Origin of the sequence: Streptomyces sp. NPDC087844 (genome assembly GCF_044742785.1) — a bacterium.
Classification (GTDB): Bacteria; Actinomycetota; Actinomycetes; order Streptomycetales; family Streptomycetaceae; genus Streptomyces.
This window is the reverse complement of sequence record NZ_JBIUVD010000015.1, coordinates 48,665-62,651: the sequence shown is the minus strand read 5'-3', so window position 1 is coordinate 62,651 and position 13,987 is coordinate 48,665. Positions and strand designations below refer to the sequence as shown.

Here is a 13,987-nt window from a genome sequence, read left to right as displayed (position 1 = left end):
GTACTCGGGGGCTCCGCCCCCGAACCCCCGGTCCTCGAACGCCGGACGGGCTGAAGACGGGGCGGCGGGGGCGAGGAAGCTTCTTACGCCTGCACAGGGCGCTGCTTCGTGAAGAGTGCGCCCAGTTCCGGCGCGTTCACCCGCCGGTCGGCGAGCCGCAGGGCCTCCCACACCGTGACCTGGTTGGCGGTCAGGACCGGCTTCCCCAGCGCCGCCTCCAGCGCGGGCAGGCAGGACGCCGTGTGCAACGCGGTGTCCGGCAGCAGCACCGCCTCCGCCTCGGGACGGTCGGCCGCCCGGGCCAGCGCGAGCACCTCCGCCTCCCCCCAGGTCCCGACCTCCGCCGCGGTGATGATCCCGGAGCCGCGCACCGAGACGACGTCGAAGCCCCCGTCCGTCAGGAACGACGAGAACAGCGCGGCCACGTCGTCCGGATACGTCGCCCCGATCGCGACCCGCTTCACCCCCAGTTCCCCCACCGCGTGGGCGAACGCGAAGGACGTGGAGGAGGCAGGCAGCCCCGCCGCCAGAGCCAGGGTGCGGACCTGGTCGTGGGCGCCCTGCCAGCCGTACACGAAGCTGCCGCTGGTGCAGGCCCAGACCACCGCCTCGGCACCGGACAGCCGCAGCTCCTCGACCCCGGCGGCGAGGCGGGCGGCCGAGCCCATCTCCAGGAGGGCGTCCACGCGGTGGGCGTCCTCGCCGATGTCCGTGTGGACGACCTGGAGGCGGATGTCGCTGCCGAGGAGCTGCTCGATACGCGGGTAGTCGTCCTCGGCCGAGTGGCCCGGGTAGAGGAATCCGAGAGCAGTCATGCCCAACCTTCCTGTTCTTCCGGTAGCGCGGGCGGTACGGGCCGCGCTCGCGCCGACTCGTCGATCAGCGCCTGGTACGGCCCTACCGCCCGGGTACCCAGGTGGCGCAGTGCGGCCCACATCGTGACCTGGTTGGCCGAGATCACCGGGATGCGCAGCTCGGCCTCCAGCTGCGGGATGACGTCGTACGTCGGGAGGTTGGTGCAGCTGATGAAGAGCGCGTCGGCCGCCCCGCACACCGCGCTACGGGCCATGTCGACGACATCGCGGTACGGGACCTTCCAGATGTGCCTGGTCAGACCCATGTAGGCGCGCCCGGTGACGGTGATGCCCGCCTCGGCGACGTACTCCTCCAGTGACTGGGTGACGGAGACGGTGTACGGCGTGACGAGCGCGAGCCGGCGTACGCCCAGCTCCGCCAGGGCCTCCAGGAGGGCGCCGGACGTGGTCACGGACGGCAGCTCGCCGGCCCGGGTCATGGCCTCGCACATGGCGCGCTCCCCGGCGATCCCGCCGACGAAACTGCCGGACGTGCAGGCGTAGGCGACGATCTCGGGCTGGACGGCGTTCAGTGCGCGCACCGCGTCACCGAGCGTCTCGTGCTCGCTGACCAGGCGCGCCAGGTCGAGGCTGACCTCGACGGGCACGAACGGTGTACGGGTGAGGTGCAGCGAGACCTCGTCGGGCACCCATCGCCACAGTTCGCGGTCGAGGGCGAAGTCGAAGGGAGCGACGACGCCGACACCCCTCTGCGGATGAGGGCCCTTCCCACGTCCTTCGGGCAGTGGGGGAGGTCCACCAAGGAAGGAGACGTCCATGAGCAGCCCCAAACTCGGATCGAGCGAGTGGTGGAGGCCGGCCGCGGGCCGGGGGGACACATGCCGGCTGGGCCGGGACGTCGGGACAGGAAGCAGGCGGGACTCCCAAAAACACCCGGCGGAAGAGCCCGTGTTGACGAAGGTAGGTTCGGGTGCGAGCGTGGTCAATCCGCACATCTCAGACGGTTTGCCCGATGTCCCGCAGCAGTGCCCCGGATACAGAAAAGCGGACCCGCGTTGCGAAACGGTTTCCCCCCGATGACTGCTGTCCCGCCCTCGAACACGGCTGAGAAGCCGACGCTGCTGGTGCTGGGCTCCGAGCCGCCGCCACGGCTCGGCCGGCTGACCGGGCGGGTACGCGTCGCATACGCGGACGACAGGACACTGGCCGCGCTGCTGCCCACCGCTGACGCGCTGCTGATCTGGGACTTCGCCTCGCGCGCACTGCTCCGGGCCTGGCCGGGTGAGGGCCCGCGGCCGCGCTGGGTGCACACGGCGAGCGCGGGTGTGGATCACTTGATGTGCCCCGAACTGGCCGCCTCCGAGACGCTGGTGACGAACGCGCGCGGTGTCTTCGACCAGCCGATCGCCGAGTACGTGGCCGCGCTCGTCCTCGCCCTGGCGAAGGATCTGCCGCGCACTCTGGAACTCCAGGGGGCGCGCGAGTGGCGGCACCGCGAATCGCGACGCGTCGCAGGTACACGGGCGTGTGTGGTCGGTTCCGGGCCGATCGGGCGGGCCATCGAGCGGACTCTGGGGGCGCTCGGCATCACGACGGCGCTCGTGGGGCGCACCGCGCGCGACGGCGTGCACGGTCCCGAGGAGCTGGACCGGCTGATGGCACGGGCCGACTGGGTGGTGTCCGCGGCGCCGCTCACCGAGGAGACGTACGGGATGTTCGACGCGCGGCGGCTGGCTCTGCTGCAGCCGTCGGCGTGCTTCGTGAACGTCGGCCGCGGGCAGCTCGTCGTGGAGGACGCGCTTGTCCGCGCCCTGCGGGAGCGGTGGATCGCGGGGGCGGCGCTCGATGTCTTCGAGCGCGAACCGCTGGGCCCCGACAGCCCGTTGTGGGAGGTCCCCGGTCTGATCGTGTCACCGCACATGAGCGGCGACACGGTGGGCTGGCGGGACGAACTGGGTACGCAGTTCGTGGAGTTGTACGAGTTGTGGGAGGCGGGTGAACCCCTGCCGAACGTCGTCGACAAGCGGCGCGGATACGTACCCGGCCCCTGACACCCGTCGGGGGCGCGCGTCTTGGGCACACGTTGGAGGGGCGGATGACCGGATGACCGAGCTCACCGAACTGACGGCCGTACGACTCGTCGAGGGGTACCGCAAGGGTGAATTCAGCCCCGTGGACGCGGTGCGGGCCGCGCTGCGCAGGGCCGAGGAGATCCAGCCCGCGGTCAACGCGTTCGTACGTCTCGACGAGGAGGCGGCGCTCGCCGGGGCCCGGGAGTCCGCCGAACGATGGCGGCGCGGTGAGCCGGCCGGCCTCGTGGACGGCGTGCCGGTCTCGGTGAAGGACATCCTGCTGATGCGGGGCGGGCCGACCCTGCGGGGTTCGCGGACCGTGTCCGAGGCCGGTGCCTGGGACGAGGACGCTCCGTCCGTGGCGCGGCTGCGCGAGCACGGGGCGGTGTTCCTGGGCCGGACGACCACCCCCGAGTTCGGCTGGAAGGGCGTCACCGACTCGCCGGTGTCCGGGGTGACGCGCAACCCGTACGACCGCTCCCGCACCTCGGGCGGGTCGAGCGGCGGGAGCGCGGCGGCCGTGGCGCTGGGCGCGGGCCCGCTGTCCCTGGGCACGGACGGGGGCGGCAGCGTCCGTATCCCCGGCTCCTTCTGCGGGATCTTCGCGCTGAAGCCGACGTACGGGAGGGTGCCGCTGTATCCCGCGAGCGCGTTCGGGACGCTCGCGCACGTGGGGCCGATGACGCGCGACGCGGCGGACGCGGCGCTGATGATGGATGTCATCAGCGGCCCGGACACCCGCGACTGGTCGGGGCTGGGACCGGCGGCGGGCTCGTACGTGGACGGGCTCGGCGGTGGTGTGCGGGGCCTGCGGGTGGCCTACTCGCCCTCCCTCGGCGGGCAGGTCGCGGTGCGGCCCGGGGTCGCGGCGGCCGTGCGGCGCGGGGTGGAGGGGCTGGCGGCCCTCGGCGCGTACGTCGAGGAGGCCGACCCCGATTTCACGGATCCCGTCGAGGCGTTCCACGTGCTGTGGTTCAGCGGGGCGGCGCGGGTGACGCAGCGGCTCGGCGCGCGGCAGCGGGAGCTGCTCGATCCGGGGCTGCGGGAGATCGTCGGGCTGGGTGAGCGGTTCAGCGCGCTGGACTACCTCGCCGCGGTGGACGTCCGGATGGAGCTGGGGCGGCGGATGGGGCGCTTCCACGACACGTACGACGTGCTGGTGACGCCCACGATGCCGATCACCGCGTTCGAGGCGGGGGCGGAGGTGCCTCGTGGGTCGGGGTATCGCAGGTGGACGGGGTGGACGCCGTTCACGTATCCCTTCAACCTGACGCAGCAGCCGGCTGCCACCGTGCCTGTGGGGGTGGACGGGTCCGGGCTGCCGGTGGGGTTGCAGGTGGTCGGTGCCCGTCATCAGGACGGGCTGGTCCTGCGGACGGCGCACGCGTTGTACGCGGCCGGAATCGGGGGGATTGCGCCTCCGCGCGTGTAGGAGGGAGGCCGGGGAAGCTGCGGGCCCGGTGGGGGCCGGCCGCGCAGTTCCCCGCGCCCCTGAAAAGCCAGAAGACTGCGCCGTTCCCCGCGCCCCTCAACAGCCGCGCCCCTGTAGGGCGCGCCCGATGGCGCCGCAGGCGCCTTCAAGGGGCGCGGGGAACTGCGCAATCTTTTAGGGGCGCGGGGAACTGCGCGGCCGGCCCCCACCGGGCCGCAGGACTCACACCCGTCGGCCCCGGGCCCCGACCCTAGGAGCGGCGGAAGGCCAAGGACTCCCCCAGCGCCCCCGCCCGCCACAGGTCATTGCACGCCTCCGCCATCGCGTCGAGCCCCTCCACCACCTGGCCCCACACGATCCCCGGCACCCACCCCACATCACCGTTGAGCAGCAGGTTGTTCCGCTCGTAGAACAGGGCCAGGTCGATCACCGGCGTGCCCGCCCGGACGCCGGACGCGCCCCCGTACCCGTACGACTGGGAACCCAGCTGCGTGCCGGAGAACGAGAAGTAGCAGAGGTCGCCCGGGATGGGTGTGACGGTCGGGTTCTCCAGGGGCGGCTCGGCCGGCGCGAAGGCCGGGAGCAGGGCGTAGATCTCGTTGCGGGCGTATTTGGCGTGGTAGACGTCGCCGCCGAGCGGCAACGCGTTCCAGACGGCTTCACAGGTGATCGGTGCGCGGTCGTCGAGGAGCTTCGCCGTGCAGTGGACTCCGCGCTTGGACAGGGACACGTCGATGTAGCGATCAGCCATGGGTTCCATGGTCCACCCGGGGTCAATACCGCCGCCGCGGGGATCGGGGCGCAAATCAATCCGAATAATTTACATCTCTTGGGGTAGCCGCGCGCCCATGGCTCCACCAATTGGGAACGACTCGAAGGAAGCTTCGCCGGACGTCGGGAACCGCGGCCCGAGCCGCCGGTCACTGCTGGCGGGTGTCACGGCACTCGGCGCGTTCGGCGCGCTCGGTGCCGCCGGCTGCAGCCGCGTGGCCACGGCGTCGGGCGAGAACGGCGGTGACCTCCTGGACCGGCTGAAGGCCCAGGGCGTCGTACGCCTCGGTATCGCCGGCGAGATCCCCTTCGGTTACATCGACAAGGACGGCGAGCTCACGGGTGAGGCCCCGGAACTCGCGAGGGTCATCTTCAAACGGCTGGGGGTGGACCGCGTACAGCCCGTGCCGACCGAGTTCGGCTCGCTCATTCCCGGTCTGAAGTCCCAGCAGTTCGACGTGGTCGCCGCCGGGATGTACATCAACGCCGAGCGCTGCGCCCAGGTGATCTTCTCCGACCCCGACTACCAGATGCTCGACGCCTTCATCGTCCGCAAGGGCAATCCGAAGAACCTGCGCGACTACGAGGACGTCGTGAAGTCGGGAGCGAAGTTCGCGACCGGCACGGGCTACGCGGAGATCCAGTACGCGGTCGAGGCCGGGTACAAGGAGGGCGACATCCTGATCGTCCAGGACCAGGTCGCGGGTATGAACGCCGTCGAGGCGGGCCGTGTCGACGTCTTCGCCGGGACGGCGCTGACCACCCGCGAGGTCGTCAAGAAGTCCCGCAAGGTGGAGTCGACCGAGCCCTTCGCGCCGCTCGTGGACGGCAAGCCGCACACGGACGGCGGCGGCTTCGCGTTCCGCCCGACGGAGACGAGGCTGCGGGACGCCTTCAACGTGGAGCTGAAGAAGATGAAGGACAGCGGTGAGCTGCTGCGGATCCTGCGGCCCTTCGGCTTCACCAAGAACGAGATGACCGATATGACCGCGAAGGAGCTGTGCGGCGGATGACATCGGGACTCTGGGAACTCGTACTGAAGGGGATCTGGGTCACGGTCCAGCTGCTGGTGTTCAGCGCGCTGCTGGCCGCGGCCGTCTCCTTCGTGGTGGGCGTCGCACGCGTCCACCGGCTGTGGATCGTCCGCTTCCTCGCGGGCTTCTACACCGAGGTGTTCCGCGGCACCTCGGCGCTGATCATGATCTTCTGGGTGTTCTTCGTGCTGCCGCCCGCCTTCGGCTGGCAGCTGGTCCCGATGTGGGCGGGCACGCTCGCGCTGGGTCTGACCTACGGGGCGTACGGCTCCGAGATCGTCCGCGGCGCCCTGAACTCCGTCGACCCCGCACAGGTCGAGGGCGGTATCGCGCTCAGCTTCACACCCTGGCAGCGGCTGCGGCTGATCCAACTGCCGCAGGCGGTGCCGGAGATGATCCCGCCCTTCTCCAACCTGCTGATCGAGCTGCTCAAGGGCACCGCCCTGGTGTCCGTGATGGGCATGGGCGACCTGGCCTTCAGCGGGAACCTCGTGCGGCTCGCGCTGCAGGAGAGCGCGGAGATCTACACGTACATCCTGCTGATCTACTTCGTGATCGCCTTTCTGCTCACGCGGCTCATGCGTGGACTGGAGAAACGGTTGAAGGCCGGAGTCGGAGAGGTTCCTGAGAAGGGTGTGTCCCAGGCCGAGCTGCACCGCCCGGAGACCACCGGAGTCGGCGGAGGTGCCGTATGACATGGGACTGGAGTGCCGTCGGCGACTTCATGCCGCACTTCTGGGACGGCCTGCTGGTCACCCTGCAAGCCCTGGTGCTCGGCTCGCTGATCTCCTTCGCCCTCGGGCTCGTGTGGGCGCTGCTGATGCGCGCGCCGACCCGCTGGGTGCGCTGGCCGGTCGGGGTCGTCACCGAGTTCATCCGCAACACCCCGCTGCTGGTGCAGCTGTTCTTCCTCTTCTACGTGCTGCCCGAGTGGAACATCACGTTCTCCGCGATGACCACCGGTGTCGTCGCCATCGGGCTGCACTACTCGACGTACACGATGCAGGTCTACCGGGCCGGTATCGAGGGCGTGCCGGCCGGCCAATGGGAAGCGGCCACGGCACTGAACCTGCCCCTGACCCGGACGTGGACCGCGGTGATCCTGCCGCAGGCGATCCGCCGGGTGGTGCCCGCACTGGGCAACTACGTCATCTCGATGCTCAAGGACACGCCGATGCTGATGGCGATCACCGTCCTCGACATGCTCGGTGAGGCGCGTCTTTTCGCGCAGCAGAACTTCCAGTTCACCGAGCCGCTGACGGTCATCGGCGTGGCCTTCATCCTCATTTCCTATCCGGCTTCCCTCCTCATGCGAGCCCTGGAGCGACGTCTTGTCCGCTGACACCCCCCTCACCAAAGACTCCGACGTCGACTCCGCCGTCAACCCGGCGGTGGACGGCAGCGAGCTGATCCGGTTCGACAAGGTCACCAAGCGCTTCGGCGGCAACACGGTCCTCGACGAGCTCGACTTCTCCGTCGCGTCCGGCAAGCACGTCACGCTGATCGGCCCGTCCGGCTCCGGCAAGACGACGATCCTGCGGCTGCTGATGACCCTGCTCAAGCCCGACGAGGGCACGATCAAGGTCGGCGGCGACTACCTCACCCACGAGGAGAGGAACGGCAAGCTGGTCCCGGCCGGCGAGAAGCACATCCGCGAGGTCCGCAAGAACATCGGGATGGTCTTCCAGCAGTTCAACCTCTTCCCCAACATGAAGGTGCTGCGCAACATCACCGAGGCGCCGGTCACCGTGCTCGGCATGTCCAAGGACGCGGCCGAGGAGCGGGCCCGCGAGCTGCTCGACCTGGTGGGCCTCGCCGAGCACATCGACAAGTACCCGAGCCAGCTCTCCGGCGGGCAGCAGCAGCGCGTCGCGATCGCGCGGGCGCTGGCCATGCGGCCGCAGGTGCTGCTCCTCGACGAGGTGACGTCCGCGCTCGACCCCGAGCTGGTCGCGGGCGTCCTGGACGTGCTGCGGGACATCGCCCGCAGCACCGACATCACGATGCTGTGCGTGACCCACGAGATGAGCTTCGCGCGGGACATCTCCGACCAGGTGCTGATGTTCGACTCCGGTCGGGTCCTGGAGTCGGGACCGCCGGAGAAGATCTTCGGCGACCCGGAGCACGACAGGACCAGGGAGTTCCTCGGCGCGGTGCTGTGACGCCGTGACGCCGTGACACGGTTGTGCACCGCGCCCGAGCCGGGCGCCGACGCATGCCCTTGGCATACGCCAAGGGCATGCGCCACTGTTGAGGGGATCGGATCACGCCACCAATCCCGCCAACAGCCCCTCCCCGTCCCCGGCTCGACGGCTATCGTGTAGGGGGCCCGGCCCGTCCGGGCTGCGTTGCTGTGCGGGTCGATGCGCGTGACGTCGACCCGCGCGCCGGGCCGAAAAGCGCAAGGGGATCACCGTGGCGCTGAAGCGCGAGTCGACCGCGCCGTACCACTCGGCCCAGGACGCCCTGCGCGTCCTGGAGACCGTGGCACGGCACACCACCGGCATCACCGACGTCGAGCTCGCCCGGCACACCGGCCTCGGCACCGAGCGCCTCACCGCCCTCCTGCGCATGCTGCGCCGCGAGGGGTACGTGGAGCAGCTCGCGGACGGGGCGTACGTGACCGGGGAGGCCTTCGGCCGGCTGGGCTCCGTGCGCGACCGGGACGAGGCACTGCGCGTCCAGCTCCAGCAGAACCTCGACCGGCTGCGCGACTCGGTCGGCGCCGCCGTCTACATGAGCCGGTACGTGGACGGTGAGATCCACGTCACCCAGTGCGCGGAGGGCCCCGCCACCCCGGCGGTCAACGAATGGGTGGCCTTCCGCTCCGCGGCCCACGCCAGCGCCATCGGCAAGAGCCTGCTCGGCCAGCTCGACCTCAACGGCCGGCGCGACCACCTCTCCCGCCACCGGATGGCCCGGCTCACCTCGCGCACCATCACGAACGAACGGGTGCTCCTGTCCCGGCTCGACGCCCAGGCCCCCACCGTGCCCGTGCTCGACCTCCAGGAGTACGCGATCGGCACGGTCTGCGCGGCAGTCCCCATCACGGCCGGTTCGGCCGTGGGCTGCCTCGCCCTCTCCCTCCCGGTGCAGCACGCCCACCGGCTGCGCGAGGCCGCGGACACCCTCAACCGGGGCGCGGCGCCGGTACTCCTCACACTGGCCATCTGAGCAGCACCCCTCCGCCCCGCCGGTGGTCCGGAGCACCCCTGAGGACCGGGTAGTATTTTCCCTGTCGCCAGCCGCGAAGAGCGGTCGGCGAGGGTCACGCGCCGCTAGCTCAGTTGGTTAGAGCAGCTGACTCTTAATCAGCGGGTCCGGGGTTCGAGTCCCTGGCGGCGCACAAGAGGAACACAGCAGAAGCCCCCGCGAGAGCGGGGGCTTCTCGCGTTGTCCGCCTCACCTCAGCAGCAGTTCCTCGCGCCCCCGCGCCCGGTACCGCGCCACCAACCCCTCGACGTCGGCCCCGCCCAGCCGGCGGTACCGCGCCTCCCCCGCAGGCCGCCACCACACCGGGTCCACGCACCGGAAGCCCTCGCGGCGCAGCCCGGTCCGGTGGATCTTGTTGGTGGCGGTGACCGGCATACGGTCGACGACCCGTACGAAACGGGGGACCATCTTGGTACCCAGATCCGGCTGGGCGCGCAGGAAGGCCTCGAAGGCGAGCGGGTCGAAGGTGCCTGCCACGGTGGCCATGACCTGGTCGCCGGCCACCGGGTCGGGGACGGCGTACACGGCCACGGCGTCCGCGCCCTCGTAGCGGGCGAGGATGTTCTCGATCACGGCGGCGGCCAGGTTCTCGCTGTCGACGCGGAGCCTGTCGTCCGTTCGGCCGGCGAAGTAGAGGAATCCGTCGGTGTCCCGATAGAAGAGGTCGCCGGTCCAGTACCAGCCGCCCCTGCCCCGCGCCGCGTCCGCCGCCGGGTTGCGCCAGTAGCCCTCGAAGGGACTGGGACCGCGGTTCACCAGCTCGCCGATGGCCTCGTGCCCGTTGAGCAGCAGACCGTCGGGGCCGAAAGTGGCCGCGGGGCACTCGGCGCGGGTCCGCGGATCCAGCACCGCGAGGTCGTCGCCGGGTGCCGCCCGTCCGGTGGCGCCCTTCGGCGTCCCGGGTGACCACTGGATCGCCGCCCCGCCCTCCGACGATCCGTAACCCTCCACCAGGCGCACCCCGAACCGCTCCTCGAAGGCGGCGGCGTCCACCGCCCCCGCCTCCGTCCCGAAGCCCGTGCGCAGCGGGTTGTCGCGGTCGTCGGCACGGGCCGGGGTCTGCAGGATGTACTGGACGGCGCGTCCCACGTAGGTGAAGTACGTGGCCCCGTAGGCCCGTACGTCCGGCAGGAAGGCCGAGGCGGAGAAGCGGCGCCGCAGGGCCACTCCCGCGCCGGCCGCGAGGGCGGGTGCCCAGTCGGCGATCACGGCGTTGCCGTGGAACATCGGCATACAGATGTAGTGCACGTCGTCCACGCGCACGCCGAAATGACCGACCAGCGACCGCCCGGCCGCCGCGAGCCGCCCCTGCGAGCAGATCGCCGCCTTGGGCGCACCGGTCGAGCCGGAGGTGAAGTAGAGGAGGAAGTGGCTGCGCGGGGTCGCCGGTCCCGGCTCCGGGCGCGCGTCCGCGTAGGGCGCGAGCAGGTCCTCGTACGCCTCGGTGTCGGTCACCAGGACGCGTACGCCCGGGAGTTCGAGGCCGTCGAGGAGGGGGAGGTGGGTCCGCTCGGTGACCAGGACACGGCATTCGGTGTGGAGGATGTCACGGGCGAGTTCGGGGCCGCGGCGGGTGGGGTTGATCCCCGCGACGGCCGCGCCCGCGAGGGCCGCGGCGCCCAACCAGAGCGGGAACTCGGGGGTGTTGTCGAGCAGCACGCCCACATGCGGTTCCACTCGGGACGGCAGCAGTTCGGCGAACAACGCGGCCCGCGCCGCCGCGCCCGCGGCCATCTCGTGGTGAGTCAGGGTCCGTTCCTCGAACCACAGCCCCGGCCGGTGGTCACCCCACCGCTCCTGTACGAGTTCGGCGACGGTACGCCTGTCCGCCCCGGCGCCGGTGGCCCCCACGCTGCTGGCTCCCATGGGGGCGCACCATAATTGACGGCACGTCAGATGACGAGGGGTGAGGGCGGTACAGCTCCACGCACGCCGTCACGGCCATGCCGACGTGCGTGGAACCTACCCGTGGGGGGTGGCCCTGCGGTCGCTCAGAAGGTGACGTCCGAGCAGGCGTAGAACGCGTTACCGGTGTCGGCGACGGTCCACACCGCGAGGACGACGTGGTGTCCGCTCCGGCCGGACGGCAGGGTGCCGCTGTGCGAGAGCGTCGCCGGGGGCTGACCGCTGTAGGGGACGGTCAGGAACGGGGTGGTGTCCAGCGCGGACCGGGTCAGCGGAGCGTTCTGGTTCCAGCCGTTCTTGGTGAGGTAGTACTTGAAGTCGGTCGTGGAGTGCCGTGCCGTGAACTGCCAGCGGAAGGTGTAACTCTGCCCGCTGCTGACCTTGGTCGTGGGCCAGGCGCCGCCCGAGGGCGTCGTCGCCTTGTCCAGTTGGCCGAACTCGGTGTGGTTCCCTGAGCAGATCCGGCCGTCCGCGGGGCCGGAGGCCGGGAAGCCCTTGGGGCCCTCGACGCTCTGGGGCTCCCACTGGATGCCACCGCAGTTGGCCACGGCGCCGTTCTGGCAGAGCTTCTGCCGGCTGACGGGGAGATCGGTGTAGCCGTGGCCGGTGGCCCCGCCGCTGGAGAGGACGATCGCTCCGGTGGTGGCGAGTCCGACGGCGGCGGCGTACCACTTCAGCCGCTTTCGGGGTTGGGGGATTTCTCGCATGCTGCCGCTCCTGGAGAACGTGGGGGAAGTTCCGTGAGCCGTGCGCGCGCATCGCGATGCGTGAAGGTGAGGTTGAGGCGATGATTTAGGTCTAGACCAAGTACCAGATTATTGCCACGACTTGGCTGTGTCCATATCAAGTCCACGTCAAAAGCGGGATGGGTCCATACCAATCGTGGAGAGGACCCGCTGGCACCGGTCCCGCGACTTCTCCACCAGCCGTCCGTTCGGGTCGTCGTTGGTGGCGACCCACTCCCGCGCCTGCGCCTCGTCCCTCCCACCCGCCAACTGCCGCTCCACCAGCCTCTCCTGCCGCACGCCCCCGGGCGCCTGCACGTACCAGCACTCCCCCATGAGTACGTACGCGTCCCGCCACCCCGGCAGATCACAGGCGAGATAGTTCCCCTCCGTGACGACGAGCCGGGCGGCCGGAGGCACCAGATGCCGTGCGGCGACGGGCTCGTGGAGCGTGCGGTCGTAGTCCGGTACGTAGATGTCGCGGGCGGTCTCGTCGAGGACCCGGCGCAGCAGATCGACGTACCCCCACACGTCGAAGCTCGGCTCGGAGCCCTTGCGGGCGGTCAGGCCGAGGCGTTCCAGCTGGGCGTTGGAGAGGTGGAAGCCGTCGAGCGGCAGATAGGCGGCGCCCTCACCGAGGTGCGCGACCAGGGCGCGGGCGAGGGTGGACTTGCCGGCACCGGGCGGTCCCGCCAGGCCGAGCACGGCACGCGGGGTCTCCTCGGTCAGGCTCCAGGCGTCCGAGGCGAGGCCGGCGAGGGTGCGGGGGTCATCGATCTCCATGCCCCGTATAGAACGCCACCGTCAGGTCCTTCACCAGGGCCTTGCGCTCGTAGTCGTCCAGCTCGACGAGACCGCGCACGGTCAGCCGGGTCACCGTGTCCTCGACGGAGTCGACGACGGAGGTGAGGACCTTGTCGCGGTGCTGGGCGTCCAGGGCCGCGATCCGGCGGCGCTGCATCACGGCGGCGATCTCGGGCGCGTACTCCACCCCGAGCGGCTGCGCCGAGTACACCTGCAGGCCGACCGCCGCCGCCTCCGCCGCCACCAGCCGGGTCAGCGAGTCGCTGACGGCCTCCGTGTTGCGCAGGGTCGCGGAGTCCGCCGCGCCCGACGGGTTCGGCCCGTAGGACGCGTTCGGTGAGAGATCGGCCGGCAGCTGTGCGAGCACCCGGGCGAGCGCCGCCTCCACGCACTCGCGCAGATACAGCTGGTGGTCCTCGACGCCGAGCGCGGCGCGGGCGGTGTCGCGCACCCGCCAGACGACGAGCACGACGACCCGCAGCGCGACCCCGTTCGCGTCGACCGCGGGCATCGCCTCGCTCCGCCAGTGCCGCAGCCGCACGTCGATACGGCGGCGCAGCACCAGCGGGTTCACCCACATGAGCCCGGTGCGCCGGACCGTGCCCCGGTAGCGGCCGAAGAGCCCCAGCACCCAGGCGCGCCCGGTGCGGCCGCGCGCCAGCCCGCCGAACCCGAACAGAGCGAGCGCCCCGCACCCCGCGAGCGCCGCCCACTGCGGTCCGCCGAGCCCGGCACCGGTGTGCGTCGGCAGTCCCAGCGCGTCCACGGCGAGCGGCGGCAGGACACCCGCCCACCACGACGCCAGGACGCAACCGGTCGTACCGACGGCGCCGGCCAGCACTCCGGCCATGCCCGGCAGCACCCGTGCGGGCCGCTCGACGAGATCGGGGTCGACCTCCGGCGTGGGCCTCGGCCGCAGCGGGGCGGGGGCGCGCCGCGCGATCCGCGGCTGCTCGCCCGTACCGCGCCGGCGGCTCACCACGGCGGGCGCCAGCGCCACGGACACCGGTTCGCCCTCGTCGCGGAACAGCAGGTGGACCGGGATCTCGGTGGTCGCCTCGTTGTGGATGACCCGCGCCCCGCGGCCACCCGCCTCCCGGCCGCCGGTGTCCCGGCCGCCCGCCTCGGGCGGCCCCTCGGACTCCGGGGAGTGTGAAGTGGTCGTCGTACTCATACGTGCCTCCGTGCCTCCGCGCCTCCGCGCCAGGAAGAACCG

At 71.2% G+C, this 13,987-nt stretch carries 14 protein-coding genes and 1 tRNA gene; 8 read left to right on the top strand and 7 right to left on the bottom strand.

Going from position 1 to position 13,987, the window contains the following annotated elements; all coding sequences use genetic code 11:
• Positions 1 to 83: 83 nt before the first annotated feature.
• Together ACIOKD_RS26695 and ACIOKD_RS26690 are read right to left on the bottom strand one after the other, a co-directional pair.
• Positions 84 to 815, bottom strand: a complete 732-nt coding sequence (locus tag ACIOKD_RS26695) for a decarboxylase (RefSeq protein WP_402088893.1) — start codon at positions 813 to 815, stop codon at positions 84 to 86.
• Positions 812 to 1,633, bottom strand: coding sequence for a decarboxylase (locus ACIOKD_RS26690; RefSeq protein WP_402088891.1), 822 nt, complete (start codon positions 1,631 to 1,633; stop codon positions 812 to 814). The genes ACIOKD_RS26695 and ACIOKD_RS26690 overlap by 4 nt, the downstream gene beginning before the upstream one ends.
• A 258-nt stretch (positions 1,634 to 1,891) precedes the next feature.
• Between ACIOKD_RS26690 and ACIOKD_RS26685 the strand changes: the two genes are divergently transcribed.
• Both ACIOKD_RS26685 and ACIOKD_RS26680 read left to right on the top strand, forming a co-directional pair.
• Positions 1,892 to 2,866: a D-2-hydroxyacid dehydrogenase gene (locus ACIOKD_RS26685; RefSeq protein ID WP_402088888.1), complete on the top strand. Its 975-nt coding sequence runs from the start codon at positions 1,892 to 1,894 to the stop codon at positions 2,864 to 2,866.
• Between the two features lie 52 nt (positions 2,867 to 2,918).
• A complete protein-coding gene (locus ACIOKD_RS26680; RefSeq protein ID WP_402088886.1) occupies positions 2,919 to 4,319 on the top strand; it encodes an amidase in 1,401 nt (466 codons plus the stop codon).
• Between the two features lie 250 nt (positions 4,320 to 4,569).
• On the opposite strand, the gene ACIOKD_RS26675 is transcribed toward ACIOKD_RS26680, so the two are convergent.
• Positions 4,570 to 5,070: a DUF3830 family protein gene (locus ACIOKD_RS26675; protein ID WP_402088883.1), complete on the bottom strand. Its 501-nt coding sequence runs from the start codon at positions 5,068 to 5,070 to the stop codon at positions 4,570 to 4,572.
• Positions 5,071 to 5,167: 97 nt separating this feature from the next.
• On the opposite strand from ACIOKD_RS26675, the gene ehuB reads away from it, so the two are divergent.
• From ehuB to ACIOKD_RS26645, 6 genes are all read left to right on the top strand, one after another.
• Positions 5,168 to 6,103 (top strand): ectoine/hydroxyectoine ABC transporter substrate-binding protein EhuB, encoded by a 936-nt coding sequence (ehuB, locus tag ACIOKD_RS26670; RefSeq protein ID WP_402088880.1) that lies wholly within the window; start codon positions 5,168 to 5,170, stop codon positions 6,101 to 6,103.
• A complete protein-coding gene (ehuC, locus tag ACIOKD_RS26665) occupies positions 6,100 to 6,819 on the top strand; it encodes an ectoine/hydroxyectoine ABC transporter permease subunit EhuC (protein WP_402088878.1) in 720 nt (239 codons plus the stop codon). The genes ehuB and ehuC overlap by 4 nt, the downstream gene beginning before the upstream one ends.
• Positions 6,816 to 7,466 (top strand): ectoine/hydroxyectoine ABC transporter permease subunit EhuD, encoded by a 651-nt coding sequence (gene ehuD / locus ACIOKD_RS26660; protein WP_402088875.1) that lies wholly within the window; start codon positions 6,816 to 6,818, stop codon positions 7,464 to 7,466. Before ehuC ends, ehuD begins: the two co-directional genes overlap by 4 nt.
• A 49-nt stretch (positions 7,467 to 7,515) precedes the next feature.
• Entirely contained in the window at positions 7,516 to 8,286 is a 771-nt protein-coding gene (gene ehuA / locus ACIOKD_RS26655; RefSeq protein ID WP_402089290.1) for an ectoine/hydroxyectoine ABC transporter ATP-binding protein EhuA, read from the top strand.
• Between the two features lie 253 nt (positions 8,287 to 8,539).
• Positions 8,540 to 9,298, top strand: coding sequence for an IclR family transcriptional regulator (locus ACIOKD_RS26650; RefSeq protein WP_402088872.1), 759 nt, complete (start codon positions 8,540 to 8,542; stop codon positions 9,296 to 9,298).
• A gap of 98 nt (positions 9,299 to 9,396) precedes the next feature.
• Positions 9,397 to 9,470: transfer RNA gene (locus tag ACIOKD_RS26645), tRNA-Lys, on the top strand.
• 56 nt (positions 9,471 to 9,526) lie between these two features.
• On the opposite strand, the gene ACIOKD_RS26640 is transcribed toward ACIOKD_RS26645, so the two are convergent.
• The 4 genes from ACIOKD_RS26640 to ACIOKD_RS26625 form a co-directional block, all read right to left on the bottom strand.
• The gene (locus tag ACIOKD_RS26640; RefSeq protein WP_402088870.1) at positions 9,527 to 11,203 is read right to left on the bottom strand and encodes an AMP-binding protein; all 1,677 of its coding nucleotides are present in this window, start codon (positions 11,201 to 11,203) and stop codon (positions 9,527 to 9,529) included.
• A 125-nt stretch (positions 11,204 to 11,328) separates the two neighbouring features.
• On the bottom strand, positions 11,329 to 11,949 hold the full coding sequence (locus ACIOKD_RS26635; RefSeq protein ID WP_402088868.1) for a lytic polysaccharide monooxygenase: 621 nt from the start codon (positions 11,947 to 11,949) through the stop codon (positions 11,329 to 11,331).
• Between the two features lie 147 nt (positions 11,950 to 12,096).
• Complete coding sequence (locus ACIOKD_RS26630; RefSeq protein WP_402088866.1) at positions 12,097 to 12,750, bottom strand: nucleoside/nucleotide kinase family protein; 654 nt, start codon at positions 12,748 to 12,750, stop codon at positions 12,097 to 12,099.
• Positions 12,737 to 13,945 carry an SPFH domain-containing protein gene (locus ACIOKD_RS26625; RefSeq protein WP_402088863.1) on the bottom strand — a complete coding sequence of 403 codons (1,209 nt, stop codon included), beginning with the start codon at positions 13,943 to 13,945 and terminating at the stop codon, positions 12,737 to 12,739. The genes ACIOKD_RS26630 and ACIOKD_RS26625 overlap by 14 nt, the downstream gene beginning before the upstream one ends.
• Between the last annotated feature and the right edge of the window lie 42 nt (positions 13,946 to 13,987).

Bases quoted from the DNA above. Each gene is read 5' to 3' on its own strand.
- ACIOKD_RS26695 (WP_402088893.1), bottom strand. From the start codon at position 815: ATGACTGCTCTCGGATTCCTCTACCCGGGCCACTCGGCCGAGGACGAC.
- ACIOKD_RS26690 (WP_402088891.1), bottom strand. From the start codon at position 1,633: ATGGACGTCTCCTTCCTTGGTGGACCTCCCCCACTGCCCGAAGGACGT.
- ACIOKD_RS26685 (WP_402088888.1), top strand. From the start codon at position 1,892: ATGACTGCTGTCCCGCCCTCGAACACGGCTGAGAAGCCGACGCTGCTG.
- ACIOKD_RS26680 (WP_402088886.1), top strand. From the start codon at position 2,919: ATGACCGAGCTCACCGAACTGACGGCCGTACGACTCGTCGAGGGGTAC.
- ACIOKD_RS26675 (WP_402088883.1), bottom strand. From the start codon at position 5,070: ATGGCTGATCGCTACATCGACGTGTCCCTGTCCAAGCGCGGAGTCCAC.
- ehuB (WP_402088880.1), top strand. From the start codon at position 5,168: ATGGCTCCACCAATTGGGAACGACTCGAAGGAAGCTTCGCCGGACGTC.
- ehuC (WP_402088878.1), top strand. From the start codon at position 6,100: ATGACATCGGGACTCTGGGAACTCGTACTGAAGGGGATCTGGGTCACG.
- ehuD (WP_402088875.1), top strand. From the start codon at position 6,816: ATGACATGGGACTGGAGTGCCGTCGGCGACTTCATGCCGCACTTCTGG.
- ACIOKD_RS26640 (WP_402088870.1), bottom strand. From the start codon at position 11,203: ATGGGAGCCAGCAGCGTGGGGGCCACCGGCGCCGGGGCGGACAGGCGT.
- ACIOKD_RS26635 (WP_402088868.1), bottom strand. From the start codon at position 11,949: ATGCGAGAAATCCCCCAACCCCGAAAGCGGCTGAAGTGGTACGCCGCC.
- ACIOKD_RS26630 (WP_402088866.1), bottom strand. From the start codon at position 12,750: ATGGAGATCGATGACCCCCGCACCCTCGCCGGCCTCGCCTCGGACGCC.
- ACIOKD_RS26625 (WP_402088863.1), bottom strand. From the start codon at position 13,945: ATGAGTACGACGACCACTTCACACTCCCCGGAGTCCGAGGGGCCGCCC.